We start from the raw sequence: 15,121 nt of genomic DNA on the forward strand, positions 1-15,121 counted from the left end.
CTAGTCTACCAAATTAATTTGAAATGCGGCGTAGGATTTACAGGCAACACGCCCTAAGCTGTCCGTATCTATAGGCGTTCCATTCCGCAAACGTAAGGTATAGGCAATTCTTACGGTTTGTTTTAGGGCTAAAAGGTCTTCATTTTCAAACACCTCGGTATAAGTAGATACTGTATCGGTATGATCTGCAGAAGCATTTTCCTGAACGGTAAAACTGTGTACCACAGTATTTGTAATATCAATAAAATCTATGGTAAAAGCAAAGGCTCTGTTTATGGTGTTTTGTGTTTCAAACACTAGCTCAACTCGTTTTAAATGATTGGATGTAAATTGATATCTAAAAAACTCGATATCTATAAAATCTTGAGAAGTAGATACCTCCACCCCATTCGCCAAAAACCGACTTGCTGGTTCATTAAAATGAATGAAGCTAGCTTCGAATTCTGGAGTCACCTCTAAATCTTCCACTTGATTGAAATCTATAGATTTTGTACACGAGAAAATGAACATACTCGAACATAGAAAAAAAGCAATTTTATATTTAAAAGTATTCATTAAGGTGTCAAACGATTTAAAACAGGGTTTAGTGTATAGGCTATAAATAATGCTTTAAACTCATTAAATTATCAACTTTCTTAATGTTTTCATTTAATTCTGTATTATTAACATCGAAAAAAATAACATCCATCCCTATATTTTTTGCACCGAGAATATCGGCTTCAAAACTATCGCCAATCATAATGCTACGTTCTGCTTTTGTATTGGCCTGCTCTAAGGCATGATTAAATATTTTAGGATTTGGCTTTTTTACACCCACCATTTCAGAATTTGTAACGGTATCAAAATAGTGTAAAATATTAGATTTTTGCATCTTTTTATGCTGAACCTCATCAAAACCGTTAGTAATAATATGCAAACTATACTGTGTTTTTAAATAATCGAGAATTTCAAAAGTGTTATCAAACAAATGATTAAAACTTGATAAATGCTCTAAATAATCATGAGATAATTTATGCACCATATCCACCTCTTGCTCAATATTTAAAGCCAAAAAAGTGTCGTTTAAACGACCAAAACGCAAGTTTTCTCTAGTTACCTTTTCTTCCCTATAAAGTTTCCAATATTTAAAATTAATAGGAACATAGTGTTCTAAAAACGTATCAATTTCAACGTCTATATCATTTATTTCGAATATTTTCTCGAATGTTAATGCCGAATTTTTATCGAAATCCCAAAGGGTGTGGTCTAAATCGAAAAACACATCGGTAATGGTATTAATCTTCATAATCTGCGGAATCTAAAATAATATTAAACAATTCTTTAAAGCCTTGCCATCTATAACCTTCACTTAAGGTATAATTATGAAATACGGAAACAAACTCACCATTCACCTGTTTTACTTCATTAATAATATTATTCAACACCCGCTTTTTATCTAATAATGATTTATATTTTAATAACGCAAAATCCATGAGGTGATAGGGACAAATTTTAAGTGGTGTTTGTACTTCGTAGTCTAAATCGTAAAATAAAAACGGTGTACAGGTGCCTGCTCTAAATCCAATTTCATTAGCATAGCCCATGGTATAATCTTCACGTATATTTAACTCTATTAACCCTCTATAACTTTCTGGCAAGTTTAATTTAGAAAAAGACTGCCTGGTGGCTTTTAAGGGCTTATTAATAATTTCTTCCATTTTATTTTTTTCTTTCTTCAAAATATCTGGTTTATCTATTGCGAAAAAAGACACTTTTAATCCAACATGACAGTAGTCTGCAACGTGTTTTATAAGGGATATAAAGCCTTTATTGTTTGCACTAATTCCCTTATCGTAAGTAGAATATTCGCCCAATAAAAAGAAAAAAACAAATTTAAATTTAGACTGTTTTTGTTTATTTATATAGTATTTAAACGAATCGAATGGATCGTGTTTCAAATTCATAAGCACCATAAAGCGCGTGTATAGGGCTTTAAATTTTAGTTTAAAAACATCTTTTATAGTGCCACCAACGGTTCTAATAATACCATTTAATTTATAAAGGTAGGGGTTAGGAATATCGATAACTGGTTTTATACGATATGTTTTTACTGGAAATTTAAATTCTGGAAATTGTTTCTCTATGGCTTTTTTAAATCTATAAGCCCAGATATCTACAACGGGTTGCTTTAAAAATTGATGTTTAAAAGCTAAGCTTTCGGAGGCGGTAAACCTACCAAATTCATCTTTTACATGAGGTAAATATTCTTCATATCGAGATAATAAATAAAATGCTGCGGCAAATATATCGAAAGGCAAACCACTATTTTCTCCAATATAAAAAAAGCATTTAGTGTTTTCCCAGGGTTGGATATTAATATCGACATCGCTTAAACCTTGCTCAAATAATAAATCGTTACTTTTTATAAAAAACTCATTACCAAGTGCTTGTTTGGTGTAAGACATTTTTATACTATCGTGGGCTATAAAACTTTCTATTTTTGTGGTAAAAGTAACCTCTATGCCTAGTATTCGTGTACAAATATGCTTAAAAACATACTTTAATCGTGGGGATATTTTATGAGTATATACTAATAACATAACTATTTGAATAAGGCTTTCCTATTATTAAATGAAAATTTACAACACATTTTCATCGGCGAAACTAAAGTATGCTTTTTCAGTAATAATTAGGTGATCTAACACCTTTATATCTAAACTTTGTGCGGCAATTTTTAATTTTTGTGTGATATTTTTGTCGGCTTCGCTAGGCTTTAATGTTCCAGAAGGGTGGTTGTGCGCCAAAATTAACCCTAAAGCACCAACTTCGAGCGCGTTTTTAAGAACTAACCGAACATCAACTAAGGTGCCTGTAATACCACCTTTACTTAATTGATTTTTCTGAATGACTTTATTGGAATTATTCAAATAAATTATCCAAAACTCTTCGTGATTGAGATCGCCAATAACCGGTTGCATCAGTTCGAACACCGATTTACTAGAAGTAATTTTCTTTTTCTCTAAAGCTTCTTCACCACGCCTTCTGCGTCCTAATTCTAATGCCGCAATAATACTAATCGCTTTGGCTTCCCCAATACCTTTGAATGCCATAAGTTGTTTTACAGAAAGCTTTCCCAGGGCACTCAAGTTATTTTCTGTACTGGCTAATATACGTTTGCATAGTGCTACGGCACTTTCTTCACGATTACCCGAACCAATTAAAATAGCCACTAATTCCGCATCGCTTAAAGCGGCTTTTCCTTTGTAGAGTAATTTTTCTCGAGGTTGGTCGTCCTGACTCCAATTTTTTATAGAAAATGCACGTTCTTTATTCCTCATTCTATAAATCTACATATTTTTTTTATACCATAGCTATAAATTTAAGTAGAACTATATGATTTTAAAACAGCATATAACTTACTTGCTTCAAAAGGTTTACCTATAAAACCATTCATTTTATATTGTTTGGTTTTTTCTTTTATATCGGTTTGCGCCAATGCGGTTAAAGCAATAATTGGAATATTTGCTATTTTGGGGTCTGGCAATTCTCGAATATATTTTGTAGCCTCGTAACCATTCATTATTGGCATTTGCAAATCCATTAATATTAAATCGAAATCACAAAGAGCCTTATCTATTAGTTTTGTTACTTCCTCTCCATTTTCGGCAACTGTAAAATTAACGTTCCAATTTAAAAACATTTTTTTTAAAACAAACACGTTCATTTTACTATCTTCTGCAACTAAAACATTTATGTTTAATGGTTTATATGTAGGTTTTAAATCGATGTTTTTATTATTAAATGAGTCACTTTTTTTATCTAACTTAAAATCTATTTTGAAAAAAAACATAGATCCTTTTCCTAATTCACTTACAAGTTTTAAATCGCTATTTTGTAGTTTTAATAAGCGCCTACAAATAGAAAGCCCAAGTCCTGTTCCCCCATATTTAATAGCCGTTTCGGAACTGGCTTGAACAAAACTTTCAAAAATTGCTTCTTGCTTACTTTTAGTAATACCAATTCCTGTATCGATAACTTTAAATTCAAGAGAGATTCTATTAGCAACTTCCTCTAGTTTTTTTATACTGAGCGTTACACTGCCATGCGCTGTAAATTTAAATGAATTACTTAATAAGTTTTGAATAATTTGGGTTAAAACGACTTGATCTCCAATAATGTTTTTGGGCAGGTTATTTTCTTTTATCAATTTAAAAACGAGTCCTTTTTTATTGGCTTGGTAATCGAATTGTTCTTTAATTTTATCTAAAAAAGTCAACAAATTAAATTCGCGTTGTATAATTTCTACTTTACCCGATTTTATTTTATCAAAATCTAATAAATCATTAATTAAATCAAGCAAGTGTTCGCTAGAGTATTTTAACCCTTTAAGGGTTTCCTCTTGGTGTGGCAAATATGTTTCCATTAACAAAACATTAGACAAACCGGTTACTGCATTTAGTGGTGTTCTAATTTCGTGAGACATGGTAGAGAGAAACTCATCTTTAGATATGCTGGCTTTATGTAGTTGTATTTCTATTTCTTTTAAATTGGTTATATCGATAATGGTTCCTATAAAACCATGCTCTTTATTTTCTGTATTATAAAAAATTTTTGCAGTTAACTCGAACCAAATATCTTTATTTGGTGTTTTTAATTTAAACGTAAAAACGGTCTTATTTTTCCTAAAAAATCTATAGTTACTTTTATTTTCATTTATATCTGTATTGGATATAAATTCTTTATAATTTCGCCCTAAACTCTCTTTTACCGAATACCCAGTATATTTTTCCCATGCCACATTTAAATAGGTAAAATTCCCTTTCAAATCAGTTTCAAAAATAATACCGCCAATATTATCTACAATATGCTCTAATTTAGACGCTGTAGTATCGCGTTCTTTAATTAATTGTTTATTTACAGCCAAAAGCTCCTTAGAGCTTAACTCTAAAATATTTTCTAACCTATAAATATCTTCATCAAAACTAGTATAAGCGGCGCTTACTGCTTCTAAAAAGCATTTAAAATTAAGATTATCAATAGGGTTTACTCTAGATTTTTTTAATTGACGTCTTAACAGTTTATGATAGCCTTTGTTTAACATTCTTTAAGTGTTGTTATGGTCATTGTTTGATGGTGTAATTCGCAGGGAGACCACTCACCAAAAGGAGCTATTTCTCCATAAGAATAAACCCCAGTTATTTTTGGATCTCTTCCAACAACCTCTTGGACGATCTCTACCTCCTCTTCTACTAATTGTTTTAAAATCAATCTTCTGCCTAAACAGCTTATTAATATTGCCAATTCTACCTCTTCTTTTAACTGTTGGGTAACCGCAACAGCTGAATCTCTGGCACCTTTAATTAATTTATAGGTACTCCCTTTTATTAAGGGTCTTACGGCGCCTTCAGGAATATTGATTCCAAAAATTAAACTTTTATCGTTTTTATTAATTCCAGAAATACCACGAACTACAGGTGTTTCATTTTCATTAGTTCGCATGCTTAACGGAAATAGTAAGCCTTTTCCTGGAAAATCACCTACATTACTACCTAACAATCGTTTATAAATGGCTAGGGCGGACTCGACATCTAATTCATATAATGTTTTTTTATCCGATTTTGTTACCAAACGTTCAATACCAAAACTATCCCAACCGCCTTCAGAACCATAACCAACCTGTAAACTATTACCATAGAGCCCAACAGCGACTAAGGTTTTAGTAAAATTTTTATCAGCTAAAGCCAGACCTCCGGTAATACTAACACCATTTAAATTCTTTTTTAAACCTGCTAACAATTCTGCACCATCCACGTGCAATCCTTCACTTAAAACAAATACATGTTTTAAATTTTCAGCATACCATTTTTCAGCAATTATTTGACCCGCTTTTTCACTAGATAAGCTGGCTTCAACTTGAACAGAAGCCAATTTTACTCGTGTATTTTCAAATTGAATAGCGGTTAAAGCAATGGTATTATCTTTAACTGTAATTTCAGAAATCTCGCCAGCTGTCGAGCATCCTATCATTATGGCTTCTGGATATCGCTGATGTAATTCGGATAAAACGTCAGCTTTTAAAACGAAATCTGGAGACACAAAAAGTAAAAATAAATTTGGAGTAACCGTAATAGCCGATAAAGCATCGAGCCAATGGCTTGCGCTTAAAGATAGTTGATAAACCTTCATAGTTAAGTTTAATTTGCAACGCCTTAAACAAGGACTGCGTCTTTAATTTAATAAAAAACAATATGCTTTTCTGTTAATTATTTTAAAAACGCATAACATTTTTAACATTACTCAAAAATAACAAAAAGAATCTAAGTAATAAAACTGCTGTTTTTTGTTTGGTAGATTATTTTAGACCAATAATGAAACCTATATAAACCAATACATAACCTTATTTATTTTTTTAAAAAACAAAGGACTTTATTTTAAGCTAATACCACTAAACTCTAAGCCATAAGCTTTTTTACAGCATCAAAATCTAAACCACCATAATTACCCGAACTCATTAAAAGCAAGGCTTTATCATCAAAATTTTGGTCGAACAAAAAGGTTTTAAAATCCTCGGGGTTTGTGTAAATAATTAAATCGTCTCGCTCAAAAGCATCAGCAATTTGTTCGTGCGTTACAGCTTCCAATTTTTTAATTTCTACAGCGTGTGGCGAGTAAAAAACCACCGCCACATCGGCAGCATCAAGAGTGCCTTTGTATTCTTTTAAAAACTCGGCATTTAAACTGCTATAGGTGTGTAGCTCTAAACAAGCCACTATGGTTCTATTTGGGTACTGCTCTTTTACGGCATTAGTTGTCGCTTCCACTTTACTTGGCGAGTGTGCAAAATCTTTATAGGCTACACTTGTTTTACCTTCGGCAATTTTCTCCAAACGTTTACTAGCGCCTTTAAAGGTGGCAATGGCTTCGTAAAAATCATCTTCATCAACCCCCATGTGTTGGCAAATCCATTTAGCACCCGCTAAATTATTAAGATTATGTTTTCCAAAAACCTCAATTGGCAAAAGACCTTCGGGAGTATCTAAGAGCGTTTCGCCATCTTCCACCGTATATTCGGGTGTTTTATAAGCTATTTTCCGAATGGTATTTTCACTAGCTTCCACCACACGTTTTACCTCGGCATCTTCTTCATTATAATTTATGCTCCCACCTTTTACAATAGAATCTACAAATATGCTGAATTGCTCCACATAATTCTCATAAGTAGGAAACACATTTATATGATCCCAAGCAATACCACTCAACAAGGCAATATTAGGTTTGTAGAGATGAAATTTTGGGCGTCTGTCTATAGGCGAACTCAAATATTCATCACCTTCTAGCACTATAAAATCGTTGTCTTCGGTAAGTTTTACCATCACATCAAAACCTTCCAACTGTGCGCCAACCATATAATCAACATCAATATCATGATAATGCATCACGTGTAAAATCATTGAGGTAATGGTTGTTTTTCCATGACTTCCACCAATAACCACACGGGTTTTGTTTTTAGATTGTTCGTATAAAAATTCCGGATAACTATAAATTTTTAAACCTAAAGCTTGTGCTTTTAATAGCTCCGGATTATCAGCTTTAGCGTGCATACCTAATACCACAGCATCTAAAGTTTCAGAAATTTTTTCGGGAAACCAACCAAATGCCTCAGGCAATAAGCCTTGAGATGCTAAGCGCGATTTCGAAGGTTCGAAAATAGTATCATCACTTCCTGTTACTTGGTATCCTTTATTGTGAAGCGCTAAGGCTAAATTGTGCATGGCCGAACCGCCAATGGCTATAAAATGTACGTTCATCTGCTTTTTTTGAATATATCAAAGATACTTTTTTGTCCTGAATTGCTGAAGGGTTCCTTAGGAAAATTGTTCCTTTATTTTAATTTTTAAAAGGCTTTAAAGCTCGTTTTTTATTGATGGCTTGCAAAACCAAAAAGCATGATCTTTTTTTTATTTTATTTTTCACCCCCTTGAATTTATAACAAAAAGTAATAACTTCGTTTAACTCATTTTATAACACCCCATTGTATGATATGAATTGGATTCTATTAATAATAGCAGGTCTTTTTGAAGTCGCCTTTGCTGCCTGCCTAGGGAAAGCTAAAGAAGCCAACAGCCCGGAAAGCCTCTATTGGTATTTAGGCTTTTTAATCTGTTTATCTTGTAGCATGATTTTACTGGTAAAAGCCACACAAAACATTCCTATTGGCACAGCATATGCCGTTTGGACCGGTATTGGTGCCGTAGGAACCGTGTTATTGGGCATCCTAATTTTTAAAGAACCCGCCACCTTTTGGCGTCTCTTTTTTCTATCGACTTTAATTGCCTCTATTGTGGGGCTGAAATTTGTTTCGAACTAACTGTTTTAATACACCTTAACCCACAGGCATTCCTAAGAAGTTTTATTTCATTATTGTTGTTATAATTCGTTTTTAAATTGGTTTTAAATCTGGCCACTACTTGGGACGATTTATCACAATTTCTAAAAAAAAGGAGTGCTGTTCGTCTCTCGTTCGGGAGTGTTTTTTCTAGATGGAGGTTTGAACGAACAAAGGTGGAATAAGGCTGTATTGAAACCTTATGGATGCGCGTTTTAAGCGGTTAAAAAATAATTAACTCCTGGCTTGTTTTGGCTGAAAGTACGGTGCTAGTACTATATTATATTTTAAATATATGCTTATAAATACAATAAAAATATAGCAATTATGTAAGAAAGTGATTATATTCGTGACATGAGTTAAAGGCGATAGCATAGGAATGGAAAAGAAGGTAAAAACCATTGTTATACTTTCTTTTTGGAATGTTATTTGGCTTTTGATTATTTATATGAACACGTTGTAAGTAATGCCGAAAAACCCAGAAACCGAATGAAAAAAACAATATTCGAAATTACCAAAATGGACTGTCCTTCAGAGGAAAATCTAATCCGAATGAAATTGGACGGAATTTCAAGTATTGCGAATTTGGACTTTGATATTCCGAACCGAAAACTGACTGTTTTTCACAGCGGAGAATCCGACCAAATCGAAAAGTCCGTTATTGAACTAAATTTAGGCGGAAAGAAAATCTCGACCGAACAGACCGACCAAACAGAATTTAATGAAAATGCAAACCAAAAAAAGCTACTTTGGTCTGTACTTGCAATCAATTTTGCCTTTTTTATTATCGAAATGACAACAGGAATAATCTCAAAATCAATGGGTCTTGTTGCCGATAGTTTGGATATGCTTGCCGACAGTTTCGTATACGGAATTAGCTTGTTTGCGGTTGGCGGAACGTTGATTAAGAAAAAGCGGATTGCAAAACTTGCTGGATATTTTCAAATAACACTTGCGATTATTGGATTTGTGGAAGTTTTAAGAAGATTTTTTGGAAACGAGAAACTTCCCGATTTTTCGACAATGATTATCGTTTCGATTTTTGCACTTATTGCAAACGGAATTTGTCTTTACATTTTGCAAAAGTCAAAAAGCAAAGAAGAGGCTCATATGAAAGCGAGTATGATTTTCACATCAAATGACGTGATTATCAATTTAGGAGTAATAATTGCTGGAATTTTGGTAAATTGGTTGAGTTCGAGCAAACCTGATTTGATTATCGGAACAATCGTTTTTGTTTTGGTAATTCAAGGAGCATTTAGAATATTGAAATTAAGTAAGTGAATAAAAAAGCACTACTTACAACACCGTGTATAATTCATTGCTAGTTATAGTTTACTTACGAAAGTCCTCGCGGACTTTCTATCTGTGATTTATTTGCTAACTTTAGTGCTTAAACACGCAACGAAATCATACACAAACACGTTAGGCATAATTATGACCGAACGCTAACTAATTTATCGAATTTGATTGTTTTTTTCGAGTCATCTAAAGACAATTTATATAAATCTTCTGACTGGATACACTCTAAAACTTTTTTATATAAATAAGCTTTTGACTCATCTGTTATGTTATCCGAACCTTGAGAACCTGTTTTAGGATGGACAAACATTAAATACAAAGAATCATTTTTAATTACTAATAAAAAGTAAACTCTAAAACCACCTCGACCACCTAATCTCTTTTTTATATATGTAACATCAATACTGTGATTTAATCTTACACCTGAACAAAGCTGTTCGGTTGTCTTTCCAAAAAAAAAGTGATAATTTCTTGCTCGATTGTTTTATAAGATTTTTTAGATTTTAATTTATCAAATTCAACCTTAAAATCTTCTAAACAATACAATTCCATATCTACACAAGAGAAAGTTTTGAAGTAGTTTCAACAAAATCTGGCATTTCAGGAAGAAAGAAAAATACAGATTCTAAATCCTCATAGGCTTCTTTTAATTCATCAATAGAATTTTTGAAATCTTTTATTTCTTCTTTAGCAATTCCTTTTCTTCTAAAAGAATTCATTGAAATAAATTGTCTGATTAAAGAAGTTCTTAAATCTTTTGCAGATGAAATTAAATCATTCAAAAGCATTAAACTTTCTTCATCTAACTCATTAAACCAAGTGATTTTTTCAATTCTTTCACTTACATTATAAATCTTATCGGTCTTTTCTTTTAAACTATTTTTAAAATCAAGAATAGCGTCCAAAAGCGAATTCACTCTTTCTTCGTCCATTAAAGGAGCTTTCTTCTCTTGGTAAGAAAAACTTCTGACATTAGAAAAAGTGTTAACAATTTCTGATTTATGTGATAAACATTCCATCTCGAACAACAGTTTTATAAAGTGAATTTACAAAATAATAAGCAAATATAAATAACTATGGCTAACAACGTATATAAAAAATAGCTAATTCTGTGCCAAATATTATTGTATTGCTCATTTAATAACGTTATTTTAGTCGGAAAAGTATACGTTTCTTTACACGCTACTTTTCATATACAAGACCGTTGTGCATAATTTAAGCGGAACGTATAAAAATGAAAAAACCCCTCGGAAATTGAGAGGTTTTGTATATCTTTCACTTAATTACGTTTCTATAAAGAAAGAGGCTTGATTAAGCATTACAATACAAAATAAGTGAATTATTTTGTATTAGACAAATAAAAGTAAAAGAATATTGGAATATCAAAATTTAGAATACTACTTATCTCAACCAAGATTAGACCGATTTTTAATCGCTACAGGAAACTCAAAATCGAAAGCACAAAAATTATATAGAATAAATTTGAGAGTAGCACAATCCTTTTACCCTGTTTTAAATCTTTTCGAAATATTTTTTAGAAACATTGTCAACTACCAAGTTTCATCACATTTTGCAAATCCGAATTGGATAATAGCGGAAAAGAATGGGTTTATGAATCATCCTTCACTAACTGGCTCAAGGTTCTTTTTAAAAAATTCAGTAAACAAAGCCGAAAGAACAATTAGACGGAAAGGCGGAATTGTAACCTCTGGAAAAGTCATTGCGGAACAATCTTTTGGTTTTTGGACAAGTTTGTTTGACACTCATCACTACAGGTTAATTGGAGGTGTTGTAATCCATTGCTTTCCCAACAAACCAACTCACGTGAACAGAAATATTTTAAACCAAAAATTAAATAACGTTAGAGAATTTAGAAATAGAGTTTATCATAACGAACCTATTTGCTTTAATAGAAACGCAATTGATTTTACAGAAGCAATTAATATTAAAAATGAAATTTATGAATTATTGGAATGGATAGACGCTGACTTGACTGATTATGTGGACTATTTCAATGGAATTGACACTAGAATAAATATGATTAATAACCTATAAAAAACTATGCCCAACAAAGTACTGTGGTAAAAAACAAGTAAAACCTCATTAACTTTTCACTAAAACACTTCTATAATTATTATCATAGGTTAGACCAGATTTTGCGATAGCAAAAGCCTGTTTTAAAAGCTTATTACAAACCGCTATTAAGGCTAGTTTTTTTTGCGCTTTCCTTTGGCTACTAAGCGATCGTAAATTGCTTTGCAAGCATGGTTATATTTACAGGTATTAAAACTGTAGACTTGCGCCCTATAGATTAATTATTTACCTTGCCGTAAATACAAGATGCCCATACTAGGCACACACATTGTATAAAAATAATGCGTAAGTTTAGTGCTTAATCAAGAGTCCGTGCACTTTTGTTACGTCTGATTTTCCTGCAGAAAATCCTCGCATACAAACTCGCAACTATTCTTATACATAACCGTTGCCAACAATACAAGCGCACTCTTACGCGTTAAAAGACTTACTGAATTATTTCTTAGTTACTCGTTTATTTTATAATTTATTCGATGATATTTGAAAGTTAAAAACAATTAAAAGACTATTTTTCTATAGCTAAAAACTATAACTAGTAAATACAATATAAATACATAGTATACTAAGTATATACTTAATTTGGAATAGTTATTGTAGTTTTGTATGTAATTAACAAACAAGTATAACGCAATGATACGCTCAACGACAATAAAAGCTAATCACAATACAATTAAAGTATTGGAAAAAATGGCTCTTGATAAAAAAGAGCACAGAAAGAAAATCATAGCTAAAATAAAAGAAAAAGCTAAGGATAACAACTAGTTATGTATAAATATTATAAAGAACAAGGGGCTGATGGCCCCTATTTTTATTTTTACACAGAGCACAACCTTACATATTACGTTGCGTTTAGAAATATGTATCAAGAAACCTTTCCTTTAAATAACGTATACTCTCTAGACTTTGGAGAAATTAATGAAAAAAAAGGCAGAAAGGATACTAAAATATCCTCAACAATATTAAGTATTATAATTGAATTTTTAGAAACAGACCAATCTTTAGTAATTCATTTTTTATGCGATAGTGCAGATTCTAGACAATTAAATAGAAAAAGATTATTTAGCCGTTGGTTTTCAATTTGCGGGATGGAACAATGGGTTAAATATGATTATGACTTTGATTCAGCAGATTATAATATTTCATTTTTGTATTGTTCAAACATCTATGATACTGCACTTATGGAAACTGAAATACTTTTAACGTTAGACGTTTATGAAAGAGCTAAAAATGAATGATTTCAGTATGTCTATGAACATATTTAAAAAGTACTGTTGGCAACAAAGTACTGTGATAAAAAACAAGTAAAACCTCATTAACTTTTCACTAAAACACTTCTATAATTATTATCATAGGTTAGACCAGATTTTGCGATAGCAAAAGCCTGTTTTAAAAGCTTATTTCAAACCGCTATTAAGGCTAGTTTTTTTGCGCTTTCCTTTGGCTACTAATCGATCGTAAATTGCTTTGCAAGCATGGTTATATTTACAGGTATTAAAACTGTAGACTTGCGTCCTATAGATTAATTATTTACCTTGCCTTAAATACAAGATGCCCATACTAGGCACACACATTGTGTAAAAATAATGCGTAAGTTTAGTGCTTAATTAAGAGTCCGTGCACTTTTGTTACGTCTGATTTTCCTGCGGAAAATCCTCGCATACAAACTCGCACTATTCTTATACAACAACGTTGGCTGTAATGCAAAACGACATTCCCGAAAACAAAGAAAATGACCCAATCTGAACTTATAGTTTTAAATTTTACAGAAATAAGAAGAAGAAGTATAAAACTTTGGAATGGATTACCAGAGAAATATTATAATTGGAAACCTGACGAAAAAGCAATGAGTGCGTCAGAAATGATAAGACACGTTTTAGAGGCTGATTATGGATGGAATATTATTATTAATCAAGGTGATATGACAAATTATAAAACACCTTGGGAAAACCGACCATTCATTAACGTTACTGATGAACTTGAATATGCCGAACCTTATAGAAAAAAATTTATAGAAAGTGTAAGGCAATTTTCGGAAACGGAATTAAACGAAACCGAAATCATTCATCCAGGGAACGGTGAAAAAAAAATACTTGGAAAATATTTATTGCGGATTGGATATCACGAATCAGTTCACGCAGGACAATTTTTATCTTATTTAAGAGCAATGAAAATTGATAGACCAAAAATATGGGATTGAAAAAACACTACAGCCAACATTAGTACTTAAACGTAAATCATTTTTATAAATTTAAGGTTAGTATAAATCCGAAAAGCTAGTGCATAAAAATCCACTACTTTTCAAATACAAAACCGTTGTGCGTAATTAAAAAAAACGATAATGAAAACACCTTTTAAGGTATTATTTATACTCTTCCTGACTATTTTTAGCACGAAATCTTTTTCACAGAAAATGGTTGAATATTACGAACCCGTAAAAAATGATAGTCTAAAAGTCGGAATAAGAGAAAAGGACTTTTTGCCTTTTATTCAAAAAGGTTATACTCTAATGCTTCCTGAAAATAAAGAAATTAAAGGCGTACTTATTTTCCTCGAAGACTCAAAGTATGACAAAAAGAATTTTAGTTCAAAGCAGATGTATAGTCAAGCATCTGAAAATAACTTTGCGGTATTGTCAATTTCAACCGAAACCCCATTAGACTTTTACTTTTCTAAATCATCTATGAATTATACTCATAATTTAATTCAAAAGGTTTTTAATAAACATAATTTACCTAATAAAAATATTTTCTTTTTAGGTGCAAGTTTAGTAGGTCATAGAGCGATGAAATATATTGAATTTATCAAAAAGGGAAATTATGATTTTCAGGTTAACATAAAAGGAGTTGTTATTTGTGATTTCACATTAGATTGGTTAAGAAAATGGCAACAACACAAACGAGATATAAAAATAAATCGAATTAACCTTTGGGAGCCAATATTTATGAATTTTATGTTGGAAACCTATTTGCAAGGCACGCCGAAAACTGCCCAAGATAATTACCACAATTTCTCGACGTATAGTTACTCTGATGAAAATAATGAAAATATTAAATTTTACAAAAATTATGCTGTTAGAGCTTACATTGAGCCTAAAATAAAATATAGACTAAAAAAATACTACAGAACCTTATATGAAAACAATTCGACTGACATCGTTGGATTTTTAGCTGAATTAGAACTTGCAGGAAATGAAAATACGGAATTAATTGTTTTACATCCGGATTATAATCAATCCGAAAATCGGAATACACAGACAACTTGGAATGAAATAAATAAAGATGAATTAATGGATTGGATAAATAAGCAAACGGAAAAATAACGAACGCCCAACACAGTATAAAATTTATTGCGGTTTAGTGC

Annotated in this window: 14 protein-coding genes and 2 pseudogenes; 6 read left to right on the forward strand and 10 right to left on the reverse strand. The window is 31.7% G+C overall.

All coding sequences use genetic code 11. The features are described 5' to 3' along the window. The 7 genes from FQU21_RS11920 to FQU21_RS11950 all read right to left on the reverse strand — a co-directional run bounded on the left by FQU21_RS11920 (position 1) and on the right by FQU21_RS11950 (position 7,787). Positions 1–555 (reverse strand): hypothetical protein, encoded by a 555-nt coding sequence (locus tag FQU21_RS11920; RefSeq protein WP_147678227.1) that lies wholly within the window; start codon positions 553–555, stop codon positions 1–3. A gap of 40 nt (positions 556–595) precedes the next feature. After that, entirely contained in the window at positions 596–1,285 is a 690-nt protein-coding gene (locus tag FQU21_RS11925) for a YjjG family noncanonical pyrimidine nucleotidase (protein WP_147678228.1), read from the reverse strand. Next, positions 1,275–2,579 (reverse strand): polysaccharide deacetylase family protein, encoded by a 1,305-nt coding sequence (locus tag FQU21_RS11930; RefSeq protein WP_147678229.1) that lies wholly within the window; start codon positions 2,577–2,579, stop codon positions 1,275–1,277. Before FQU21_RS11930 ends, FQU21_RS11925 begins: the two co-directional genes overlap by 11 nt. 39 nt (positions 2,580–2,618) lie before the next feature. Beyond that, positions 2,619–3,317, reverse strand: a complete 699-nt coding sequence (gene radC / locus FQU21_RS11935; protein ID WP_147678230.1) for a RadC family protein — start codon at positions 3,315–3,317, stop codon at positions 2,619–2,621. A 41-nt stretch (positions 3,318–3,358) separates the two neighbouring features. Continuing rightward, positions 3,359–5,080 carry an ATP-binding protein gene (locus FQU21_RS11940; protein ID WP_147678231.1) on the reverse strand — a complete coding sequence of 574 codons (1,722 nt, stop codon included), beginning with the start codon at positions 5,078–5,080 and terminating at the stop codon, positions 3,359–3,361. After that, positions 5,074–6,165 carry an FIST signal transduction protein gene (locus tag FQU21_RS11945; protein WP_147678232.1) on the reverse strand — a complete coding sequence of 364 codons (1,092 nt, stop codon included), beginning with the start codon at positions 6,163–6,165 and terminating at the stop codon, positions 5,074–5,076. The genes FQU21_RS11940 and FQU21_RS11945 overlap by 7 nt, the downstream gene beginning before the upstream one ends. A 266-nt stretch (positions 6,166–6,431) precedes the next feature. Continuing rightward, positions 6,432–7,787: a UDP-N-acetylmuramate--L-alanine ligase gene (locus tag FQU21_RS11950; protein ID WP_147678233.1), complete on the reverse strand. Its 1,356-nt coding sequence runs from the start codon at positions 7,785–7,787 to the stop codon at positions 6,432–6,434. Positions 7,788–8,020: 233 nt separating this feature from the next. On the opposite strand from FQU21_RS11950, the gene FQU21_RS11955 reads away from it, so the two are divergent. Both FQU21_RS11955 and FQU21_RS11960 read left to right on the forward strand, forming a co-directional pair. After that, positions 8,021–8,347, forward strand: coding sequence for a DMT family transporter (locus tag FQU21_RS11955; RefSeq protein WP_147678234.1), 327 nt, complete (start codon positions 8,021–8,023; stop codon positions 8,345–8,347). Between the two features lie 507 nt (positions 8,348–8,854). Continuing rightward, positions 8,855–9,649: a cation efflux transmembrane domain-containing protein gene (locus tag FQU21_RS11960; RefSeq protein WP_141422662.1), complete on the forward strand. Its 795-nt coding sequence runs from the start codon at positions 8,855–8,857 to the stop codon at positions 9,647–9,649. Between the two features lie 572 nt (positions 9,650–10,221). Here FQU21_RS11960 and FQU21_RS11965 read toward each other — a convergent pair. Next, complete coding sequence (locus FQU21_RS11965) at positions 10,222–10,686, reverse strand: hypothetical protein (RefSeq protein ID WP_147678235.1); 465 nt, start codon at positions 10,684–10,686, stop codon at positions 10,222–10,224. A gap of 355 nt (positions 10,687–11,041) precedes the next feature. On the opposite strand from FQU21_RS11965, the gene FQU21_RS11970 reads away from it, so the two are divergent. Then, positions 11,042–11,722: an Abi family protein gene (locus tag FQU21_RS11970; protein ID WP_187269376.1), complete on the forward strand. Its 681-nt coding sequence runs from the start codon at positions 11,042–11,044 to the stop codon at positions 11,720–11,722. Positions 11,723–11,770: 48 nt separating this feature from the next. On the opposite strand, the pseudogene FQU21_RS17715 reads toward FQU21_RS11970, so the two are convergent. Beyond that, positions 11,771–11,958 (reverse strand): annotated as a pseudogene (locus tag FQU21_RS17715) (IS110 family transposase); the annotation flags it as partial. Between the two features lie 567 nt (positions 11,959–12,525). On the opposite strand from FQU21_RS17715, the gene FQU21_RS11980 reads away from it, so the two are divergent. After that, complete coding sequence (locus tag FQU21_RS11980) at positions 12,526–12,996, forward strand: DUF6169 family protein (RefSeq protein WP_147678237.1); 471 nt, start codon at positions 12,526–12,528, stop codon at positions 12,994–12,996. A 77-nt stretch (positions 12,997–13,073) separates the two neighbouring features. On the opposite strand, the pseudogene FQU21_RS17840 reads toward FQU21_RS11980, so the two are convergent. Next, positions 13,074–13,260, reverse strand: a pseudogene (locus tag FQU21_RS17840) (IS110 family transposase); the annotation flags it as partial. Between the two features lie 230 nt (positions 13,261–13,490). Between FQU21_RS17840 and FQU21_RS11990 the strand changes: the two are divergent. Together FQU21_RS11990 and FQU21_RS11995 are read left to right on the forward strand one after the other, a co-directional pair. Continuing rightward, complete coding sequence (locus FQU21_RS11990) at positions 13,491–13,958, forward strand: DinB family protein (protein ID WP_147678238.1); 468 nt, start codon at positions 13,491–13,493, stop codon at positions 13,956–13,958. A gap of 141 nt (positions 13,959–14,099) precedes the next feature. Next, complete coding sequence (locus tag FQU21_RS11995; RefSeq protein WP_147678239.1) at positions 14,100–15,080, forward strand: hypothetical protein; 981 nt, start codon at positions 14,100–14,102, stop codon at positions 15,078–15,080. Positions 15,081–15,121 lie beyond the last annotated feature (41 nt).

The sequence above is a fragment of the Algibacter pacificus genome, assembly GCF_008033385.1.
Lineage (GTDB): Bacteria > Bacteroidota > Bacteroidia > Flavobacteriales > Flavobacteriaceae > Algibacter > Algibacter pacificus.